The sequence below is a fragment of the Demequina lutea genome (assembly GCF_013409005.1).
Classification (GTDB): Bacteria; Actinomycetota; Actinomycetes; order Actinomycetales; family Demequinaceae; genus Demequina; species Demequina lutea.
Genome location: NZ_JACBZO010000001.1, coordinates 1289674 through 1308791 on the forward strand (window position 1 = coordinate 1289674; position 19118 = coordinate 1308791).

Consider the following 19118-nt stretch of genomic DNA (forward strand, 5'->3'; position numbering starts at 1 on the left):
GCGCGGGGGCGTGTCGGCGACCGAGCGGGCGTCGAGGATGTCCGGTGACTGCGATGACACCGACGCGGCACGCATCCCTGCGCATGACAAGGTAGTGCCATGAATGATTTCGATATCAGCGGCAAGACGATGGTCATCACCGGCGCCACGAGTGGCATCGGCAGGGGCCTCGTTGACCACTTCATCGACCGCGGCGTGGTAGTCGCAGCCGTTGGCGGCCACGAGTCAACGGTTGAGCAGCTGCGGGATGAGTTGGAGGCGAGCGGCCGATCGGCGCGGACCTACGTTGCCGACTTGCGGGACGTGACGCACATCGCGCCGCTCTTCGACCGTATTGCGGCCGACCTCGGCCAGATCGACATCCTGGTCAACAACGCGGGGATGGGGCGCCCGATCCCTGCGATCGACGTCACGGTCGAGGACTGGGACTCGATGATGGACCTCAATCTGCGGGCCGCGTTCTTCTGTGCGCAGGCCGCCGCTCGCCACATGCTTCCCCGCGGCTACGGCCGGATCATCAACATGAGTTCGCAGATCTCGGTGGTGGCGAACCAAGACGAGGTCGTCTACTGCGCCTCCAAGGGTGGCCTGAATCAGGTGACACGGACGTTGGCCCTCGAGTGGGGTGGCGCAGGCGTCGTCGTCACGGGTGTCGCACCGACCTTCACCTACACCGCCGGAACAGCCGAGCGGCTCGACACCCCGAGTTTCCGCGACGCCGTGCTGGCGAAGATCCCCCGCGGCCGCTTCGCGACGATCGGAGACATCGGGGCGGCCGTGCAGTACCTGGCCAGCGATGTGGGCGACATGGCAAATGGGTCGACGCTCATGGTCGACGGAGGCTGGACGATCGTCTGAGCGGTGGTATCGCCGTCCGCGTCGTGTGCGCGTGCATCGACAGGGCAACCCCCGAGGTGTTCGTGGGTCACATCGATTCAGGAAGCTGTTCGACGTGATGGTCGGCCTATTCGTCGGGGCTCACGCCTTGCTTGCGAAGGTAGCGCCTGTCGTCGTTGGCGTAGGCGTAGTAATAACCGATGAGCAGGCCTCCACCGACGAAGTTGCCCACCAACACGATGGCGATGTTGCCCGCCGCCATTCCGACGTTGAGGCCGTGCTGGAGTCCGACGATGGTGAACAGCACCGTGTTCGCGACCGAGTGCTCGAAGCCGAGGAAGGCGAAAACGAACACGCTCATGATCATGGCGAGAGATTTGGTGAAGTCGTCCTTGATGCGGCCGTTGTAGACCATCAACATTGCCAGGTTGATCATGAAGTTGCAGAGGACGGCGCGCACGAACAGGTCCGAGTACCCCGAAAGGCCCTCGGACAGGTATGCCAGCTTGTGGTCGACGGCGGCTTCCATCTGGGTGCCTACCGCCCCGTCGCCGAGGCTCGAGCCCGCAACCAGGAGCGCGACAACGAGTCCGCCGATGAAGTTACCCACGTAGCACAACAGCAGGATGCGCAGCGCCTTGAGGGGTGTGGTCCGGCGGTGGTACGCACCGATCGCGACGATCATCATGTTCGACGTCAGGAGCTCGGACTTGCTGTAGTAGATGAAGACCAGGGCGAAGCCGAACACGAGGGCACCCACCATGCGGCCGATTCCCACCAGATCGCCGTTGCCGATGCCGCCGAAAGTTGCCACCACCGCAAAGTCGGCCATGTACATGATCCCCGCAAGCCCGCCGGCCATGGCGGCCCTCATGAGGTAGATGCGAGCGACGCCTGCGCTCATCGCGGTCTTGGTCTCGAGCGAGTCGAGAACGGTCGAAATGAAGTACCTACCGGGGAAGAGCCCGTTCTGATCGGTCATGGGTCTAAGGCTCTCACGGAGTATCGGAGAGCCTAGAACCCCGCAGGTCGCCGAGGCGTGTAGTGCTCCTCGAGCGCAGTGACCTCATCGTCGGTAAGTTCGATGTCGAGCGCGGCCACCGCATCGTCCAAGTGCTGGACCTTGGTGCTGCCCACAATGGGTGCCGACACCACGGGGTTGCGCAGCACCCATGCGAGCGCGATCTGGGCCATCGCCACGCCTCGCTCGGCCGCGACCGCCTCGACGGCGTTGACGATCGGTTCGTCGGCGTCCACGAAGGTCCGGTCTTGGACCGCGTCGTTGCTGTTGCGGGCCGTGGTTGTGCCCCACGGGTGCGTCACGCGGCCCTTGGCGAGCGGGCTGTAGGGGATCGATCCGACGCCCTGGTGGGCGAGCAGGCCGAACATCTCGCGTTCCTCCTCGCGGTACAGCAGGGAGTACTGATCCTGCATCGACACAAACCGGGTCCAGCCGTTTAGGTCGGCGGCGTGCTGCATCGACGCGAACTGCCAGGTCCACATGGCCGAGGCGCCGATGTACCTGGCCTTGCCGGCCTTGACGACATCGTGCAGCGCCTCCATCGTCTCCTCGATCGGGGTGGTGGGGTCGAAGCGGTGGATTTGGTAGAGATCCACGTAGTCGGTGCCGAGGCGCTTCAGCGAGGCGTCGATGTTCTCCATGATCGCCTTGCGCGACTGCCCGGAGCCGCCCGGGCCATCGTGCATGGGGAAGTGGACCTTGGTGGCCAAGACGACGTTGTCGCGAGTGCTGTACTTGCGCATCGCGCGGCCGACGATCTCTTCCGAGGACCCCGCCGAATATACGTTTGCGGTGTCCCAGAACGTGATGCCGAGTTCGACGGCCTGGCGGAAGAAAGGCTGAGCCGCGTCCTCGTCCATCGCCCAGGCGGGAAACGCCTTGTCGGGGGCGCCATAACTCATGGTGCCGAGCGCGAGGCGGCTGATCTTCAGTCCGGTCGAACCAAGTCGGGTGTACTCCACGGTGATTCCTTTCGTCGTGCGTGCAGCGCGGGTGCGAACCCGTCCGAGGTCGGGCCTCGGGGACCGCGAGACGGCCTTGTTGCCTGTGCCACCGAAGCCTTACTTGACCGACCGACCGGCTGGCCGTCCGCGCCCGCGATCGTGCGGAGCGCAGGAACCTCGAGAATACTCCGGCGATCCTCGCCCCGACTGCTCGGACTTTGTCGTCCGGGACCCACGCCGCGCTTCCATCCGGCGCTCACCGCGAGGGACAAGGCCCGGCGCGCGTGCGTGGCGCGCGCGTGCGCTGGGGTTAACCTCGCGTGGTGAGCAATCCCGGTGGTGAAGATCGACGCGACGATGACGCTCGGCCGCAGGGCCAACGTCGGCCGATGCCTCCGTCGATTGAGCCAAGGAAGAGCGGGTCCGCGGGTGCTCCGGTGCCCGAACCACCAAGAGACGCGCCTCGCCCGCGTGCGGTGCCGCCGCGTAGGTCGGTGCAGGACTCTCGCGGGCGTCCCGCTCGGGCGGACATCACCAGGCAAGGTTCGGACTGGCCGTCCGCGTCGAGACCGTCCACCCCGCGCTCGTCCGCAATGCCGCCCAGCGAGTCACGCCCGCCAAGGGCGCCAACACCGCATGCTCTGTCACCGCATGCTCCGTCACCGACCGCGCAGTCGCCCAGGGCATCGGTATCGCACACGCCGCTACCCTCACCTCGCACACCCTCACCTCGCACACCCTCTCCTCGCACCTCCTCATCGCGCGCCCCCCACACGCGGCCCCCGGACGGCCCACCTCTGCGGCCAGCTCCGCAAGAGCGCAGGCCCTCCGCGAGGCTGGAGGTGCCGCGCAAGGCCCGACGCTCCCGCTGGCGTCGCGTACGGGGCGTACTCCTCGCGCTCGTCGCGGTCCTGGTGGTGTCGGCCGTCGCGATCAATGCGTGGGTTGAGCATCGGATCACGACGGTGGACGCGCTCAGTGGCGCCGCCAATACGCCCGGTCAGACGTATCTCATCGTCGGCTCCGACTCGAGGGCGGGGTGGATGAACGACGGCACAGTGGGTGCGCGCACGGACACCATCATGGTGATGCACCAACCCGTCCACGGTCCCACCGCGCTCATTTCGATCCCTCGCGACTCGTATGTCGCCATCCCAGGTCACGGGCAGAACAAGATCAATGCGGCCTTCGCGTTCGGTGGCCCCCAGCTGCTGGTACAGACCGTCGAGCAACTGACGGGCCTCACGATCGACCGCTATGTTGAGGTCGGATTTCTCGGCGTCGAGGACGTGGTCAATGGGCTCGGAGGGGTCAACCTGTGTTACGACGCCGACGTGAATGACCCCTACAGCACACTCGTCTGGCAAGCGGGATGCCATCAGGCAGACGGGGCGACAGCCCTCGCTTTCTCACGCATGCGCTACGCGGATCCGCTGGGGGACATCGGCCGCACACAGCGTCAGCAACAGGTGTTGTCGGCGGTGGCAAAAAAGGCCCTGAGCCCCTCGACTTTCCTCAATCCGTTCAAGGCGAAGAGAGTGGCCGAGGCGGGCCTGCAGAGCTTCAGGGTGAGCAACGGCACGCACACTCTCGACCTCGCGCGAATGGCCAGTGTGTTCAACGCCGCCAGGGGCGCCGATGCCGTGACAGGCACTCCGCCCATCGCCACAATCGACTACCAAGTGGCCGGTGTCGGCTCATGTGTCCTGCTCGATCCAAAGACCGTCGGCGAGTTTTGGACTCAAATCGCCGCGGGCACCTACGCGCCAGGCACCCACACGGGTGGGATCGGGTAGGGCGGGAGCGAGAGGCGATCAAAGTGATGAGCGCCCCCACGTTGTAGTGGCACTCGGGCAGGGAGTGCGCCACATCCTTGTCGTTCCGTCATCGAGAACTCTGAGCGCCGATGGGAAACCAGCCTGGTTTTTCGTGCGTTAATGGGGTGACCTATTCTCGAGCAGGGCAGTTCCGATGTCCCACTGGGCGAGAGCCGCGGCGCGGCGTTACATGAGGCCGAGGCCTGAGGAGGGACGTCGAGGGATGCACCAGGAAACACACGCGCCCAAGGTCGGTTGGATGACTTCCGAACGTGTTCGCGACTACGTGACCGTGTGGACGGTCGTGCTCTTGATGTCTGGACAGGGCTTCCGGTACTTGATGGGCCTTCCTGCCTACGCGGTGTTATGCGTCATCACAGTGGCGGCCGTCGCCGCGACGATGCGCACGTCGATGTCGGGTCTGAGGCTTCCCGTGCTGCTCTCGGCCTTCCTGGGGCTCGCAGTTGCCAGCGTCTTATGGTCTGCGACTCGGGCAGTCACGGCGCTGGCCGTCGCGGTGCTGCTGGCGACCACCTACGTGGCAGTCGCAACCGTACGCCGCACGAGCGGGGCGCGATTCATGGAATTGCTGTACCGAGGGTTCCAAGTCAGTCTCTTCGGGGGTGTCGCTTTCGAGGGCGTCGTGACCTTTGTCGTGAGGCACCCGATCGCCCCTCTCGTCGGTGATCTGGGGAGCCTGGCCAGCAACGTTTCTGGCAATCCGAGCCTTATGTGGTCGCGGGACATGTTGCTCTCTGGAGGTCCGCTCGAAGGATTCGTCGGGAACCGCAACCCCTTTGCAGCGATCGCGCTGTTTGCGGCAATCACAGCCGTGGTGTTGCTCATGGAGCGGCGAATTCGAGTCATCGACGGGGTCGCGACGTTGGTAACGGCCGGAGCGGTTCACTTGCTGACTCAATCCGCCACGGTCACGATCGCGATTGCATATCTCACCGCCCTCGTCATCGCCGCGCTCGTCATTCGTCGCGTGACACTTCGCGCCAAGAAAATCCTCTCATTCGCTGTTCTCGCATGCACAGCGGTCGCCGGGGTTTTGACCGTCAAGTTCCATGCCGAGCTCTTCGCGATGGTCGACCGAAGCCCGGAAGCCTCCTTCCGCACCGACATCTGGCGCCAGGTGTCCGCCGTCGCCGAGCAGCGCCCAGAGGGCTGGGGATACGTGGGGTACTGGCCGGTCTGGGAACAGCCCTACCGGGGGATCGTCGAGCGGTATGGCTTGGTGGTCACTCACGCGCACAACGCCTTCCTCGACTCGTGGCTTCAACTCGGACTCATCGGGCTCGCGCTTCTCGCCGGGCTGCTCTTGCTCACGTTCGGGAGCGCCTGGCGGCTCGTCGAACGAGCGGGCCGTGGCGACACGTTCATCCCCTTGGGGTGGGTCATGCTGACTGCAGCGCTGGCGTTGCAGGCGCTCACCGAGTCGCGATTGCTGGTAGAGGGCGGTTGGTACATGCTCGTCGCCTTGTATTGCTCCGCACCGCAAGTGTTTGCGCTGACAATCGTGGATCCGGAGTATGTCCACTCTGTAGACCGCCTAGCAGCGACACGTACCGGTATTGGGGGTGCGGTCACGAACGTGACTGCTCAGAAGGCGAAGCGCGCCACGCGCGCCGTGCCCTAACGCGTGGGGTCATCGGGAAGGGTGGTGGTCAGACCCCAGCGCACGGCCTTCGTGGCAAGCGCTCCGCCCACTTCGCCCGCCCACCGTGGCAAGCGACTGTGGATGTCGAGTGCCGCGGTCAGTTCGGCGGTCGTGGTAGGCACGTCCGTCGCGTCGATCCTCATCGATGAATTCGCCAGACATGATCATGTTGAGAGCCGCCTTGAGGTCAGCGTCTGACTCACAGAACTCACCAGGGCGATAGCCGCTCGGCAGGAGTGCGACGGCTTCCGCTCTACGGGCTGAGTTCGAGCGCCCACGCGTTGACTGTGAGTGTCGTTCCCCTGAAAGGGAACGACTCGATTCCATGGTTCTTGAATCCTGCGCTCGAGCACAGATGGTTCGAAGCGGCGTTGTCTACCGAAGGAAACGCGGTGAGCAATCGCCTTTCTCCGTGTGAACGGGCATCCGTGATGAGCAGCGCGACCGCGGACTTCGCTATGCCTCGGCCTTGCGCCTCGGGCACTACGCCCCATCCCGCCTCGTAGACGGGCTGGTCGCGCCACGTGGTGAGCCACCATCCCACGCCTCCGACAACCCCTCGTCGGCGTCGTTGCCAGATTCAATGATTGCGAACATCCGCGCCTCACCCGTGCCCCACATGCGCACGTAGCGCAGCTGGCGGGCCTCGACGGCTTTGTCGGTCTCGGGCCCGCCGACGTACTGGGTCATGGCGAGGGTGTTCGAATGATGAAGAATGCCGACGTCACCAGCTTGCCACGGCCGCAGCCTGATCCCGCGCGCACCGGCACTTCCCATCGAGGTCATAGCGTGGGGTAGTCGGGCAGTGCCGCGCTCAGACCCCAGCGCACGGCCTTGGTAGCGAGCGCCCCGCCCCGCTCTCCCGCCCAATGTGGCAAGCGGCTGTGGATGTCGAGTTCGTCGCGGGCCCACGCAGGCAACAAAGCCACGCCACCAGCGGCGATGAGCGCGTAGGGCGCGCGTGCGGTCCACGGTAGTGGCGGCTCGCGCAACAGAAAGTGCGCCGTGTCCTTCGCGGCCTCGGACGCCGCGAGTTCTGGTCGGTACCGGTCGAGCGCTGCGGCGAGTTCTGCGGTCGTGGTGGGCACGTCCGTCGCCCCAAGGGCAACCGCGACCCGCGCCGCTTGGCTCACATACTCATCGGCCTGGGAAGGGCTCAACGGGCGCGCACCGTACCGCTGGTGGGCGGTGAGGAACGAGTCGGCCTCTGCGATGTGTACCCAGGTGAGCAAGTGCGGGTCGCTTGCGCTGTAGGGGCGGCCGTCGGGGGCCTTTCCGCGCACGCGTTCGTGGACGGCGCGAATGCGATCGATCATGGCCTGGGCATCGTCCGCCGCCCCGAACGTCGTATATGCGATGAAGGTCGACGTGCGCTCGAGCCGACCCCACGGGTCGCCTCGATACCCGGAGTGGCCCGCGACACCCGCCATGGTCAGCGGGTGGAGCGACTGCAACAGAAGGGCGCGCAGGCCACCCACCCACATGGAGGCATCCCCGTGGACGCGACGAATCGCGGAGCCCTTGGGGAACCAGCGCGGTCCCGGCGTCTCGTGAACTAGCCTGCGCGCGTCGTGCCCATTGGGTCCGGCGACGCGCGCAAACAACGCCTCGCCGACTCGCGAGCGGACGCGTGCGACGGGGCTTGCTGAGGTAGTCACACTTCCAGTATCACCCCGCGCGTCAGGCGTTCTGGTCGATTGGCTTGGCCTTCCAGATGCGGTCGAGGTAGTCCCGAATGGAGCGATCCGAGGAGAAGAAGCCGCTGCGGGCGACGTTGAGGACCGCGGAGCGGCTCCACGCGTCCTGATCGGCGTACGCCGCCTCGACCTTGGCCTGCGCGTCAAGGTAGGACCTGAAGTCCGCGAGCGCCATGAACCGATCGTGCTCGGTGAGGTCGGCGAAGATGGACGTCACGGCGCCGCCTTGGTCCCCGCCCGTGAATGCCCCAGACGCGATCATGTCGAGCGCCGCCTTGAGGTCCGCATCGGACTCGTAGAACTCGTCCGGGTGATAGCCGCTTGCCTGGAGCGCGGCGGCTGCCGGCTCATCCATGCCGAACAGGAAGAAGTTCTCGTCGCCAACGAGCTTGCGGATCTCGACGTTCGCGCCGTCGTCCGTCCCGATGGTCAAGGCGCCATTCAACGCGAACTTCATGTTGCCGGTGCCGGATGCTTCCTTGCCGGCGAGCGAGATCTGCTCGGAGAGATCGGCAGCGGGGATGAGTACCTCGGCGAGGGTCACGTTGTAGTTCGCGGGGAACGCGACCTTGAGGCGGCCCTTGAGCGACGCGTCGGCGTTGATGGTGCGGCCTACCGCATTGATGAGCTCGATGGTCTCCTTGGCGCGCACGTACCCGGGTGCGGCCTTCGCTCCGAACACGAAGGTGCGGGGTGTGACCGAGTCCAGGGGGATGCGTCCTGAGCATATTCCCTCGTAAACCGAAACAATGTGCAGCAGCTTGAGGCTCTGGCGCTTGTATTCGTGGAGGCGCTTGACCATGGCGTCGACCATGCCGTCGCCCGCCAACTCGATGTCGCCTCGCTTGGCCAGGACTCCCGCGAGTCTGACCTTGTTCGAGCTCTTGATCTCCCGGAAGCGGCGCCTGAATTCGGCATCGTCGGCGAGCGGCTCGAGGCGGCTCAACTGGTCGAGATCGGTGATCCAGCCATCGCCGATCGCCTCGGTGATGAGTCCGGACAGCCCCGGGTTGGAGAGGCGAACAAAGCGCCTCGGGGTGATGCCGTTGGTCACGTTGGTGAACTTCTCCGGCCACATCTGCGCGAAGTCGACGAGCAGCTTCTCGGCCAACAATTTAGAGTGCAGGGCGGCCACCCCATTGACCTTGAAGCCTGCGACCGTGGCCAGGTGCGCCATTCGCACCGCCCTGACGGGATGCTCGGCGACGATCGACATGCGCCTGACGCGGAGCTCATCGCCAGGGTACGCGGCACGTACCTGGTCGACGAATTCATCGTTGATCTGGTAAATGATCTCGAGGTGGCGCGGGAGCAACTTGCCGAGGAGGTCGGTCGGCCACACCTCAAGCGCCTCAGGAAGCAGCGTGTGGCACGTATAGGCGAAGACCTGTTGCGTGATGCCCCAGGCCTTGTCCCAGTCCCAGCCCCTCTCATCGATGAGGATGCGCATGAGCTCGGGCACCGCAATGACCGGGTGAGTGTCGTTGAGTTGCCACGTGACGCGGTTGGGCAGGTTCTCGAGCGGGTAGTCGGGCGGCAAGACGTTGGTCAGGAAGTCGCGGAGCGACGCCGCGACGAAGAAGTACTGCTGCTGCAGACGCAGTTCCTTTCCTTGAGGCGTCGAGTCTTCGGGGTAGATCACCTTGGAGATGTTCTCCGCGAAGGTCTGGGCGCGGACGGCCTCCTCGTAGTCGCCCTCGTTGAAGATCTGGAGGTCGAACGCTCGCGTCGCCTTGGCGCTCCAGAGGCGGAGCGTGTTGACGCGACCGTTGCGGTAGCCGGGCACCATGTAGTTATACGGGACGGCCATGACGTGCCAGTCGGGGAGCCAAGCGCGTGCTCCCTCGGCGCCGCCGTGGGCCTTCTTGGTGTGACCACCAAAGTGCACCTCCACCGCGTTTTCAGGGTGGGCGATCTCCCAAGGCGAACCAAGGCGCAACCAGTCATCCGGCTTCTCAACCTGTTTGCCGTCCACGAAGGTCTGACGGAAGATGCCGTACTCGTAGCGAATGCCATAGCCGATCGAGGGCACGTTGAGTGTCGCGAGCGAGTCGATGAAGCACGCGGCGAGGCGGCCGAGGCCGCCGTTGCCGAGACCAGGCTCAATCTCGACGCCGCGCAATTCTTCGATGTCGATCCCGAGGCCTCGGAGGGACTCGGCGGCGATGGAGTCGAGATTCGCGGCCAGCATGCTGTTCTCGAGTTGGGGGCCCAACAGGAACTCCGCTGACAGGTACGCGACGGTCTTGGCCTGGTCGGTGTACTGGTTGCGCAGCGTCTCGAGCCATCTCGTCATCAGGTAGTGACGAACGGTCTTGGCGAGCGCCAGGTACTTGTCATTATCAGAGGCCCGATCGAGATCGACGCCCTGGCTGAAGTTGAGTTCGCGGAGGAACTCCCTGGTAAAGCTCTCGACGGTGTGCTCGCGTGCCGCAACGGGCGGAGTGTTCTCATTCACAGGCACCAATGTAATCGCTTGCAGGCAGAACGTGAAGTCAATCGGCGTGGCGAAATTCGACGGCAATACGCCCGTAAGAGAACCGCAAGGAGGCTCAACACGGCGACCATCGTCGGCGGGCTTCAACGGGTCGTTCCAGCGAACCGGTATCCTCGCTGAATACTCCAATAGATGTTGGGTAGGGAAAGGGGCCCGTGATGGCGACCATTGGCGATGTCGCACGTGAGGCGGGCGTTGCCCGGAGCACGGTCTCGTCGGTGTTGACGGGCCGAAAGTTCGTGAATCCAGAGACCAAGGCGCGCGTCGAGGCGGCGATCGCCGCGCTGGACTACACGGTGAACCAGGGGGCTCGTGCCCTTGCCACGTCGCGGTCGATGACGCTTGGCCTCGTGGTGCGCTTTCACGAGTCTGAATTCAGCCCCGCTCTTGCCACCTACATCGTGGCGGTGACCGATGTGGCTCGCGCCAACGGGTATCGCACGCTGCTCTTGACCGACTTCGATGGCGCCGATGCCGTGCGAACTGTCATTAGAACCCGCCAGGTCGACGGTCTCGTGCTGCTCAATGTGGTCGAGGACGACGCGCGCATCGCTCCCATCGTGGACGCGGGCTTCCCCGCAGTGCTTGTGGGAATGCCCGCCGAGCCGAGCGGCATCGACGCAGTTGACCTCGACTTCTCAGCGGGTGCACGCATGCTCGTGGATCACCTGGCGGACGCGGGCCACCGCGCGGCGACCTTTGTGACCTGGCCGGAAGAGGTCTTTGTGGCAGGAAGAACGTACGCGGCGCACTTCAGGGATGCGTGTCTCGAGGAGGCTCGCAGCAGGGGCCTGGAGTTACGGGTTCTGCACGCCCCTGTGGGCCCTGAGGCGGTGAAGGACGCGCTGCGGCACTTGCTCGACACGGAGAAACGCCCGACGGCACTCATCGTTCACAACGATGCGGCGATCGCGATGCTCCCGCTGGTGCTCAGAGACCTGGGGCTTGACGTGCCGCGAGACTGCTCGGTCGTGAGTCTGCACTCTGCGGAGCTTGGGCGTCAGTTCGGGATTCCATACACGGCGGTTGAGTCTCAGCCGGAGCGCGTGTCAGAACTGGCGGTCGAGAAGTTGGTCGCCCGACTGGGCTCGCCGCCTGAAGCGGCATCGACGGTTCTTGTTGAGCCACCGTTGATCGTCAGGGGAAGTGTCGCGGGGCTCTAGGGTCCCCCAGCGGAGGACTTCCCGGCCAGGCCAGGCGAGTGCAGCGCACGTCCGCGGGCGCCGTTGACGGTGATTACCAGATGAAATACGCATCGTCGAGGCTCTGCGCGCGCGACGGCGACAACGCCAGCAACCCGCCTATATCAAATCGTTACCAAGCCAGGGAACCGGTTTGCTTGACGCGCGGCGATGCGTCGTGTCAGACTCAGCGAACCGGTTTGCTGGCGAATACGGTCCCCGAAGCTGAGGGCCTCGCACTCGCAGGATGGCCCGGTGCTAGCGGTGACACGGACCGGGCGTAGGAGCCTGGAACGGGCTTGCGAGCTAGTTCAACTCAACGAAGAGAGGAATCAGAAGATGAGTCGTCTGAACACGCGCCGCGCGGTGCAACTCGGCGCACTGGCCACAAGCGCAGTCTTGGTACTCGCTGCCTGCTCGTCGAACGGGAGTCCGGCTCCCGCGGCAAGCGGAGCCGCCTCGCAGGGAACCGTCACGGCAACTATCAAGTTCTGGGACCCGTACCCTCAGCGCGAAGCGGGTTCGGACTGGGACAAGCTCGTGAAGTCCTGCGCCCCCGCGGGCTCCACGATCGAGCGGACAAGCGCCCCCCAGACCGACCTGCTCAACCAGCTCACGAGTGCGGTCAAGGAGGGCAACGCCCCCGACGTCGTCCTTCTTGACAACCCGCTGATGCCCGATGCTGCGTCGTCAGGGCTGCTGGCCACGGCAAAGCAGGCGGGGATCGACGTCTCAGGCATTGACGCGAACCTGGAGGGCCCCGGTTTGGTCGATGGCGTCGCGTACGGCGTCCCCATGGGTTCGAATGCACTCGGCCTGTATTACAACAAGGACGTCCTCACGGCCGCAGGCGTAGACGTGTCCACGATCACCAACTGGGACACGCTCAATGCGGCCATCGGCAAGGTCGTCGACAGCGGAGCCAAGGGGATCACCTTCTCGGGAATCGCGGGCGAGGAGGGTGTCTTTCAGTTTGAGCCGTGGTTCTGGGGTTCGGGCGCAAAGCTGAGCGACATCAAGTCGGCCGACGCCGTGAGTGCGGGTCAGCTTCTGTCGGACTGGGTGGGCAAGGGATGGGCCCCCAAGTCGGCGGCCACAGACAACCAGTCCGCGTCGTGGGACCTGTTTCTCACCGGCGCGTACGGATTTGGCGAAAACGGTTCTTGGTTTGCCTCCGCTGCGGCCGCGAATAAGGGCTTCTCGATCGGCATGATTCCGATTCCAGCGAAGGACTCGGCCGTGGCCCCCGTCCCGACGGGCGGCGAGTTTGCGGTCGCACCGTTGCAGTCGAGCAACGCATCCGATCACTACGCCAACGCGTCGGCAGTGATCTCGTGCCTCACGAGCGGTGCCAACGCCAACGTCACGAGCGAGACCCTCGGATACCTGTCCGCTAAGGCCGACGTCCGTGCAGCGCAGGTTGCGGCGAACCCGATGTGGACACCCTGGGTGAGCATCGTCGAGGGAGCCCAAGGTCGCACCACGGATCTCGGTGCAGGCTATGTCGGTGTCTCCGCGCAGTTGTCCCAGGCGCTCCAGGGCGCGCTCAATGCCGCAGGCAACGCCGATCAGGTGAAGTCCTCGTTCGAGAACGCCTCCGGGTTGTAGTGCCCATGCGGGTGGAGTGCGGGCAATCCCCGCCACTCCACCCGCATGGTTCCCGGCCCTACAACGCAGTCAATGCAAGGTGCGAATCGACATGACACTTCTCTCGCAGGATCCGCCTGCCGGGCTCCGACAGCCACGCCGGTTGGACGCGGAGCGCGTGCTGAGCCGCAAGAAGCGAAACCGTGCCGCGATGCTGGCCTCCCTCGGCTTCATCGCGCCGCTCGCGATCTACCTGTTCGTCTTTTACCTCTTTCCGCTTGTCCAGAACGTGGTGATGAGCCTCGAGCGCTATGACAGGGGCACCTTCGTCCACGGCGGTGCGCCGTTCGTGGGACTCGGCATCTACCGCGAGGTGATTGGCAGCTCAAGGTTCTGGCCCGTCGTCGGCCACACGGCGGTGTTCACTCTTGCCTCGATCACGGTCCAGTACGCCGTGGGATTGGCGCTCGCCGTCTTCTTCAAGTCAAACTTCCGCCTGTCGGCGACGCTCAGGGCATTGTTCCTGATGCCGTGGCTCCTGCCCGTTATCGTGTCCGGCACAACGTGGCAGTGGATGATGAATCCTGACAACGGCGTCCTCAATAACGTTCTCGGGTTCTTTGGTGTCGACCCCGTGTGGTGGTTGAGCGCCGACAACGCGTTGTGGTCGGTACTCATCGCCAACATCTGGCTGGGAATCCCGTTCAATCTGGTGATTCTCTACTCGGGTCTCCAGAGCATTCCCGAGTCGCTCTACGAGGCCGCCGCGCTCGATGGCGCCGGTGCCTGGCGCCGATTCCGTAGCATCACATTGCCGTCCCTGCGCCCGGTGACTCTCATCACCCTGCTGCTCGGCCTGGTGTACACGCTCAAGGTGGTCGACATCATCTGGATTATGACCATGGGCACCGGAACGTCCCAAACGCTCGCGACGTGGTCCTACGGAATGGCCTTCGGTAAGGGCACGTCCGCGGTGGTGCGTTACTCCGAGGCATCGGCGGTGGGCAGCATCCTGCTCGTAGTCGCTCTCGCATTCGGGTTGCTCTACGTCTTCACTCAACGCAAGGAGAGTGATTAGCATGCACCGCTCATGGTGGAAGACCGCCATCGGAGTCGTCCTGACGGCGATCATGCTGTTTCCCATTTACTGGATGATCAACGTCTCGTTCACGCGCCGCGAGTCGATCCGCAAGGGGCAACTCTTACCGTTCGACTTCACGACGGCGCACTACCAGGCCGTGTTCCATGACCAGTTCCCGTACCTGGCCACCAGTCTTATCGTCGGCCTGGGTACGGTCCTGTTGACGCTGATCATCGCTGCTCCAGCGGGATTCGCCCTTGCCAAGCTCTCGGTACCGGGCGGTCGCTTCCTAGGATTCGTCCTGATCGTGGCGCAGATGATTCCAGCCGTTGTCATGGCCCTCGGCTTCTACGCGATCTACAACAGGATTGGGCTCCTCAACTCGATTCCAGGACTGATCATCGCGGACTCGACCATTGCCGTGCCGTTTGCGGTCATGCTCTTCACCGCGTTCATGCGCGGTATCCCCAGGGAAATGATGGAGGCCGCGAAGCTTGACAGGGCGTCGTCTTGGCGCACGTTCGTGTCCGTGGTGCTTCCCATGTCGCGCAACGTCTCGATCACCGTCTCGCTCTTCGCGTTCCTGTGGGCGTGGTCTGACTTTCTCTTCGCATCGACGCTCGATCGCGAGGGAGGCAACCTTCGGCCCATCACGATGGGCATCTACGACTATATCGGCGCCCAGAACCAGGAGTGGGGGCCGATGATGGCGACCGCTGTCGTCGCGTCGATTCCCACGGTGTTGCTCCTGATCCTCGCCCAGAAGTACGTCGCAGCCGGCGTCACGGCGGGGGCCGTTAAGGACTAGCCGCTTCGACCAATCCAACTCTCCAGCAGGAAGGCATCATGAACACCCCCAGCACTTTTGAAACGCGTACCGATGGCATCGTCTGGCGTGGCGACGGCGAAGTGCTGTACGTCCAAGCATGGGGGCGTGACAGTCTGCGCGTGCGGAGTACTCGGGCGGGAGAGATCCTCGACACCGATTACGCGCTACTCCCGCCCGAGCTCACGTCGCCGGTGGTGACCGTGGCGGGCGACGTGGCCACCGTGGAAAACGGCGGCATCGTGGCAACGCTCAGCGCGCGCGCGTTCTTCGATGTGCAGTCCGGATACACGGTGCATCAGTGTTCCGTGGAGTTCACGGATCCCACCGGGCGAGTTCTGCTCACGGAGCACGACCCCGGCGGGTCGCTCAAGATCGAGGCGCGCCACCTGCGAGGGATCCCCGGTGGGGCGCACCGAATCGTGGCCACTTTCGCGGCGAATGACGGCGAGCGGCTGTACGGCATGGGCCAGTACCAGCAAGAGGTGCTCGACCTCAAGGGGAGCACTCTCGAGCTCGCACATAGGAACTCACAGGCCAGCGTGCCATTCGTGATGTCGAGCCACGGCTACGGAATGCTTTGGCACAACCCGGCCATCGGCCGTGCGACTTTTGCGGCAAACCGCACCGAGTGGGTCGCCGAGTCTGCGCTGCAACTCGACTACTGGATCACGGCGGGGCCCAACCCGGCTGCGATCGCGTCCTCGTACGCCGAGGCAACGGGCCACGCCCCGATGATGCCCGAGTACGGGCTGGGGTATTGGCAGTGCAAATTGCGTTACTGGAACCAGGAGCAACTCCTTGAGGTGGCGCGCGAACACAAGCGCCGCGGCCTGCCGATGGACGTCATCGTCGCCGATTTCTTCCATTGGCCCAAGATGGGCGACTTCCGCTTTGACGAGGAGTTCTGGCCGGACCCGGCCGCCATGGTTGCCGAACTCAACTCTCTCGGAATTGAACTCATGGTGTCTGTCTGGCCCCAGATCGCGGTGGAGTCGGAGAACTTCGACGAGCTTGCCCGAACAAATGGCCTGGTCAGGGCCGAGCGCGGGCCCAATGTGCACATGTCGTTCGAGGGTCCAAGCGCCTTCCTGGATGTGACCAATCCGGCGACTCGCGAACTCGTGTGGGACATCTGCCGTCGCAACTATCACGACCTCGGAATCAAGGTCTTCTGGCTTGATGAGGCGGAGCCCGAATACGCCGTGTACGACTTTGATAACTACCGTCTCCACGCCGGTCCCGCGGCCCAGGTGGCAAATCTCTACCCGCAGGCCTTCTCCCGGGCGTTCTACGAGGGTCAACGCGCTGCAGGCCAGGACGACATCGTGAACCTCGTGCGTTGCGCGTGGGCGGGGAGTCAGCGCTACGGCGCGCTTGCGTGGTCGGGGGATATCCACTCGACGTGGACGGACATGCGTCGTCAGATCACGGCAGCCATCCACATGGGCGTGGCGGGCATCCCGTGGTTCACCACGGACATCGGTGGCTTCCACAACGGGGATATCCACGATCCCGAGTTCCATGAACTGCTCATCAGGTGGTTCCAGTTCGCCACCTTCTGCCCCGTGATGCGCATGCACGGAGACCGCAAGCCGGTCGAAAGTGTGACGGCAGCTGACGGATCGCGGCGGCTCGAAAGTGGCGCACCGAACGAGCTGTGGAGTTTCGGCGACGCCGTCTACTTGATCCTCGAGTCCTATGTTCACCTTCGCGAGGAGCTGCGTCCGTATACGCGCGACGTCATGTTGGCGGCCCACACGGATGGGCAGCCCGTGTTGCGCGGACTGTTCCATGATTTCCCTGAAGATGACCGTTGCTGGCAGATTGCCGACGAGTTCATGTTCGGCCCCGACCTGCTCGTCGCGCCGGTGGTGAAGGCGGGGGCCCGTGCAAGGGTCGTGTACCTGCCCGAGGGCGCCCAGTGGACAAACTTGCATGATGGTTCCGTGCTCGACGGAGGTCAAGACGTGACGGTCCAGGCGCCACTTGATGTGATCCCGGTGTTCGCGCGGGACGATTCACGCGCGGAACTGAGGGGCCGCGTTGGCGTGGTACTTGAACACGAGGCCGCAACCCCGAAAGAGTAAGGCTCGTTCCAAACTGGTTGAGAAGGGGCCAGGGGGCGGAAGCCACACGACGACTGCGGCTTAACGGGCGCGCTCGGCTGACGAGCCCCTATTGGTGCGCCAAGTACCCCCTCCCCGCAAGACCCCACCGCGCGGATGGGGGGCAGAGGCTTGACGCGGGTTGCAACACGATATATCGTGTGTGTATCGCTTGATGGAAAGGAGAGCCTCATGAGGCATTCATCACGACACCTTGGTCTCCGGTCAGGGGACGGCGGAGACGGCCCACAGTTTGCGTGGGGCCGCCACGGCTCATTCGGCGACCACGAAGGAGGGTTCGGGCCGCGCGGCGGCCGGGGTCCTCGCGGTGGTCGCGGCGAAGGCGGACGCAGGGGCCCACGAGGTGGGCGCGCCCGCGGTGACGTCCGTGCGGCAATACTCGTGCTCCTCGCCGAGCAACCGCGCCACGGCTACGACCTGATTCGGGCCATCGAGGACCGAACAGGGGGGCTTTGGACCCCGAGCCCGGGTTCGATCTACCCGACCTTGCAGGCGCTTGAAGACGAGGGCTTGATCACGATCGACACCGTCGATGGTCGCCGCAACGCGTCCCTGACCGCGGAGGGGCGTGCATGGCTCGACGAACATGCGGAGCACCACCAGGACCTCTTTGAGACTGATGGTGCGGGCGACGCCGCCGGTTCGTTGCGCGCCGAGTTGATGGACTTGCGGCACGCCGCCATGCACGTGGCCCGCAGGCATGACCGGGGCGACCTCGCGGCCGCTGCCCTCGAGATCCTGGTGAAGGCGCGCAAGGACATGTATCGCCTTCTCGCGGACGACGAGGGCTAGGGGAGTCGGACCCTCGCTACAGCGCACTACTCGAACAGGGCGCTTACCGATTCGCCGCTGTGAATTCGGCGCATTGCCTCCGCGAAGGCGGGGGCGACCGAGATCACCGTGAGCTTCTCGTGCGAGAACGATGCGGTGTGCGGCACCGTGTCGGTGGTGACAATCTCCGTGACCCTGGGGTCTTCGGCGAGGCGGTTGAGTGAATTATTCGCGAAGATGCCGTGCGTGCACGCGATCCTGATAGAGCGCGCGCCGCGCTCTGCAAGCAGGCCGACGATCGCACTCACCGTGCTTCCATTGGCGATCTCGTCGTCGAGAACGATGATGTCGCGATCCTCGACATCGCCGATGATCGACGTGATCCTCACGCGGTCATCGGGGAAGCGTTCCTTAGCTGCGGCGGCCACAGGCAGATCCAGCAGCTTGGCGAACCGCGTCGCGTTCTTCGCGTTCCCCAGGTCGGGGGAGACCACCGTGGTGCGGGATAGGTCCAGCGAGGAGAAGTGGGCGGCGAGCTCGCGGAGCGCGTGCAATTGGTCCGTTGGCACCCTGAAGAACGCGTGCACCTGTGGCGCGTGAAGAGCCATGGTGAGTACGCGGTTTGCGCCTGCCGCCGTGAGCATGTCCGCCACGAGGCGCCCGCCAATAGAGATACGGGGGGCGTCCTTCTTGTCCGAGCGGGCGTAGGCGAAGTGCGGCATGACCACGGTGATGCGCTTGGCGGAGGCGCCACGGGCCGCGTCGATCATCAAAAGCAATTCGACGAGGTTCTCCTGAGTGGGGGCCACGATCGGTTGCACCAGGTAGACGTCGCGTTCGCGGCAGTTGTCGAGAAGCTGCACCTGAAGACAGTCGTTCGCGAAGCGCTCGGTCAGGGACTCACGTAGAGGGATTCCGAGGTGATCGCACATCCGCTTGGCGAATTGCGTTCCGCCTTGGCCCGCAAACACCCGGATGTCTTCCACACCTCGAATCCTATCGGCGCCACGGCATCGATATCACGACGGGGGTCTCGAAGCGGGTCTTGAACGAGGCTGATGCCTACT

General features: G+C 64.5%; 17 protein-coding genes. 9 read left to right on the forward strand and 8 right to left on the reverse strand.

Annotation, left to right across the window (positions count from 1 at the left end):
• The first annotated feature begins 99 nt into the window (after window positions 1–99).
• On the forward strand, window positions 100–858 hold the full coding sequence (locus tag BKA03_RS06300) for an SDR family NAD(P)-dependent oxidoreductase (protein ID WP_062074964.1): 759 nt from the start codon (window positions 100–102) through the stop codon (window positions 856–858).
• Between the two features lie 106 nt (window positions 859–964).
• Here the strand turns inward: BKA03_RS06300 and BKA03_RS06305 are convergent, their stop codons facing one another.
• Window positions 965–1819 carry a formate/nitrite transporter family protein gene (locus BKA03_RS06305; protein WP_062074965.1) on the reverse strand — a complete coding sequence of 285 codons (855 nt, stop codon included), beginning with the start codon at window positions 1817–1819 and terminating at the stop codon, window positions 965–967.
• Window positions 1820–1851: 32 nt separating this feature from the next.
• A complete protein-coding gene (locus BKA03_RS06310) occupies window positions 1852–2820 on the reverse strand; it encodes an aldo/keto reductase (protein WP_062074966.1) in 969 nt (322 codons plus the stop codon).
• 824 nt (window positions 2821–3644) lie between these two features.
• Between BKA03_RS06310 and BKA03_RS06315 the strand changes: the two genes are divergently transcribed.
• Window positions 3645–4598, forward strand: a complete 954-nt coding sequence (locus BKA03_RS06315; protein WP_062074968.1) for an LCP family protein — start codon at window positions 3645–3647, stop codon at window positions 4596–4598.
• Between the two features lie 280 nt (window positions 4599–4878).
• Window positions 4879–6261 (forward strand): O-antigen ligase family protein, encoded by a 1383-nt coding sequence (locus BKA03_RS06320; RefSeq protein WP_179397718.1) that lies wholly within the window; start codon window positions 4879–4881, stop codon window positions 6259–6261.
• Here BKA03_RS06320 and BKA03_RS06325 read toward each other — a convergent pair.
• The 5 genes from BKA03_RS06325 to BKA03_RS06345 form a co-directional block, all read right to left on the reverse strand.
• Window positions 6258–6425 carry a hypothetical protein gene (locus BKA03_RS06325; protein ID WP_193745840.1) on the reverse strand — a complete coding sequence of 56 codons (168 nt, stop codon included), beginning with the start codon at window positions 6423–6425 and terminating at the stop codon, window positions 6258–6260. The two genes, BKA03_RS06320 and BKA03_RS06325, sit on opposite strands and share 4 nt — an antisense overlap.
• A 110-nt stretch (window positions 6426–6535) precedes the next feature.
• Window positions 6536–6826: a GNAT family N-acetyltransferase gene (locus tag BKA03_RS15825; RefSeq protein WP_179397720.1), complete on the reverse strand. Its 291-nt coding sequence runs from the start codon at window positions 6824–6826 to the stop codon at window positions 6536–6538.
• Window positions 6766–6972, reverse strand: a complete 207-nt coding sequence (locus BKA03_RS06335) for a hypothetical protein (protein WP_179397721.1) — start codon at window positions 6970–6972, stop codon at window positions 6766–6768. Before BKA03_RS06335 ends, BKA03_RS15825 begins: the two co-directional genes overlap by 61 nt.
• A gap of 92 nt (window positions 6973–7064) precedes the next feature.
• Window positions 7065–7940 carry an oxygenase MpaB family protein gene (locus BKA03_RS06340; RefSeq protein ID WP_062074970.1) on the reverse strand — a complete coding sequence of 292 codons (876 nt, stop codon included), beginning with the start codon at window positions 7938–7940 and terminating at the stop codon, window positions 7065–7067.
• A gap of 22 nt (window positions 7941–7962) precedes the next feature.
• The gene (locus tag BKA03_RS06345; RefSeq protein WP_062074971.1) at window positions 7963–10437 is read right to left on the reverse strand and encodes a glycogen/starch/alpha-glucan phosphorylase; all 2475 of its coding nucleotides are present in this window, start codon (window positions 10435–10437) and stop codon (window positions 7963–7965) included.
• A gap of 197 nt (window positions 10438–10634) precedes the next feature.
• Between BKA03_RS06345 and BKA03_RS06350 the strand changes: the two genes are divergently transcribed.
• The 6 genes from BKA03_RS06350 to BKA03_RS06375 all read left to right on the forward strand — a co-directional run bounded on the left by BKA03_RS06350 (window position 10635) and on the right by BKA03_RS06375 (window position 18072).
• A complete protein-coding gene (locus BKA03_RS06350) occupies window positions 10635–11639 on the forward strand; it encodes a LacI family DNA-binding transcriptional regulator (protein ID WP_062074972.1) in 1005 nt (334 codons plus the stop codon).
• Between the two features lie 357 nt (window positions 11640–11996).
• Window positions 11997–13265 carry a sugar ABC transporter substrate-binding protein gene (locus tag BKA03_RS06355; RefSeq protein WP_062074973.1) on the forward strand — a complete coding sequence of 423 codons (1269 nt, stop codon included), beginning with the start codon at window positions 11997–11999 and terminating at the stop codon, window positions 13263–13265.
• A gap of 91 nt (window positions 13266–13356) precedes the next feature.
• A complete protein-coding gene (locus tag BKA03_RS06360) occupies window positions 13357–14322 on the forward strand; it encodes a carbohydrate ABC transporter permease (RefSeq protein ID WP_062074974.1) in 966 nt (321 codons plus the stop codon).
• A gap of 1 nt (window position 14323) precedes the next feature.
• Complete coding sequence (locus BKA03_RS06365) at window positions 14324–15133, forward strand: carbohydrate ABC transporter permease (RefSeq protein ID WP_062074975.1); 810 nt, start codon at window positions 14324–14326, stop codon at window positions 15131–15133.
• Window positions 15134–15171: 38 nt separating this feature from the next.
• Window positions 15172–17241, forward strand: a complete 2070-nt coding sequence (locus tag BKA03_RS06370; RefSeq protein WP_062074976.1) for a glycoside hydrolase family 31 protein — start codon at window positions 15172–15174, stop codon at window positions 17239–17241.
• A 210-nt stretch (window positions 17242–17451) separates the two neighbouring features.
• The gene (locus BKA03_RS06375) at window positions 17452–18072 is read left to right on the forward strand and encodes a PadR family transcriptional regulator (protein WP_083971501.1); all 621 of its coding nucleotides are present in this window, start codon (window positions 17452–17454) and stop codon (window positions 18070–18072) included.
• Window positions 18073–18098: 26 nt separating this feature from the next.
• On the opposite strand, the gene BKA03_RS06380 is transcribed toward BKA03_RS06375, so the two are convergent.
• Window positions 18099–19037, reverse strand: a complete 939-nt coding sequence (locus tag BKA03_RS06380; protein ID WP_062074978.1) for a ribose-phosphate diphosphokinase — start codon at window positions 19035–19037, stop codon at window positions 18099–18101.
• Window positions 19038–19118: the final 81 nt, after the last annotated feature.

What these genes read in the sequence shown, in the direction of transcription:
- BKA03_RS06300 (WP_062074964.1), top strand. Translation starts at nt 100, where the DNA reads ATGAATGATTTCGATATCAGCGGCAAGACGATGGTCATCACCGGCGCC.
- BKA03_RS06305 (WP_062074965.1), bottom strand. Translation starts at nt 1,819, where the DNA reads ATGACCGATCAGAACGGGCTCTTCCCCGGTAGGTACTTCATTTCGACC.
- BKA03_RS06320 (WP_179397718.1), top strand. Translation starts at nt 4,879, where the DNA reads ATGACTTCCGAACGTGTTCGCGACTACGTGACCGTGTGGACGGTCGTG.
- BKA03_RS06325 (WP_193745840.1), bottom strand. Translation starts at nt 6,425, where the DNA reads ATGAGGATCGACGCGACGGACGTGCCTACCACGACCGCCGAACTGACC.
- BKA03_RS06335 (WP_179397721.1), bottom strand. Translation starts at nt 6,972, where the DNA reads ATGACCCAGTACGTCGGCGGGCCCGAGACCGACAAAGCCGTCGAGGCC.
- BKA03_RS06350 (WP_062074972.1), top strand. Translation starts at nt 10,635, where the DNA reads ATGGCGACCATTGGCGATGTCGCACGTGAGGCGGGCGTTGCCCGGAGC.
- BKA03_RS06355 (WP_062074973.1), top strand. Translation starts at nt 11,997, where the DNA reads ATGAGTCGTCTGAACACGCGCCGCGCGGTGCAACTCGGCGCACTGGCC.
- BKA03_RS06360 (WP_062074974.1), top strand. Translation starts at nt 13,357, where the DNA reads ATGACACTTCTCTCGCAGGATCCGCCTGCCGGGCTCCGACAGCCACGC.
- BKA03_RS06365 (WP_062074975.1), top strand. Translation starts at nt 14,324, where the DNA reads ATGCACCGCTCATGGTGGAAGACCGCCATCGGAGTCGTCCTGACGGCG.
- BKA03_RS06370 (WP_062074976.1), top strand. Translation starts at nt 15,172, where the DNA reads ATGAACACCCCCAGCACTTTTGAAACGCGTACCGATGGCATCGTCTGG.
- BKA03_RS06375 (WP_083971501.1), top strand. Translation starts at nt 17,452, where the DNA reads ATGAGGCATTCATCACGACACCTTGGTCTCCGGTCAGGGGACGGCGGA.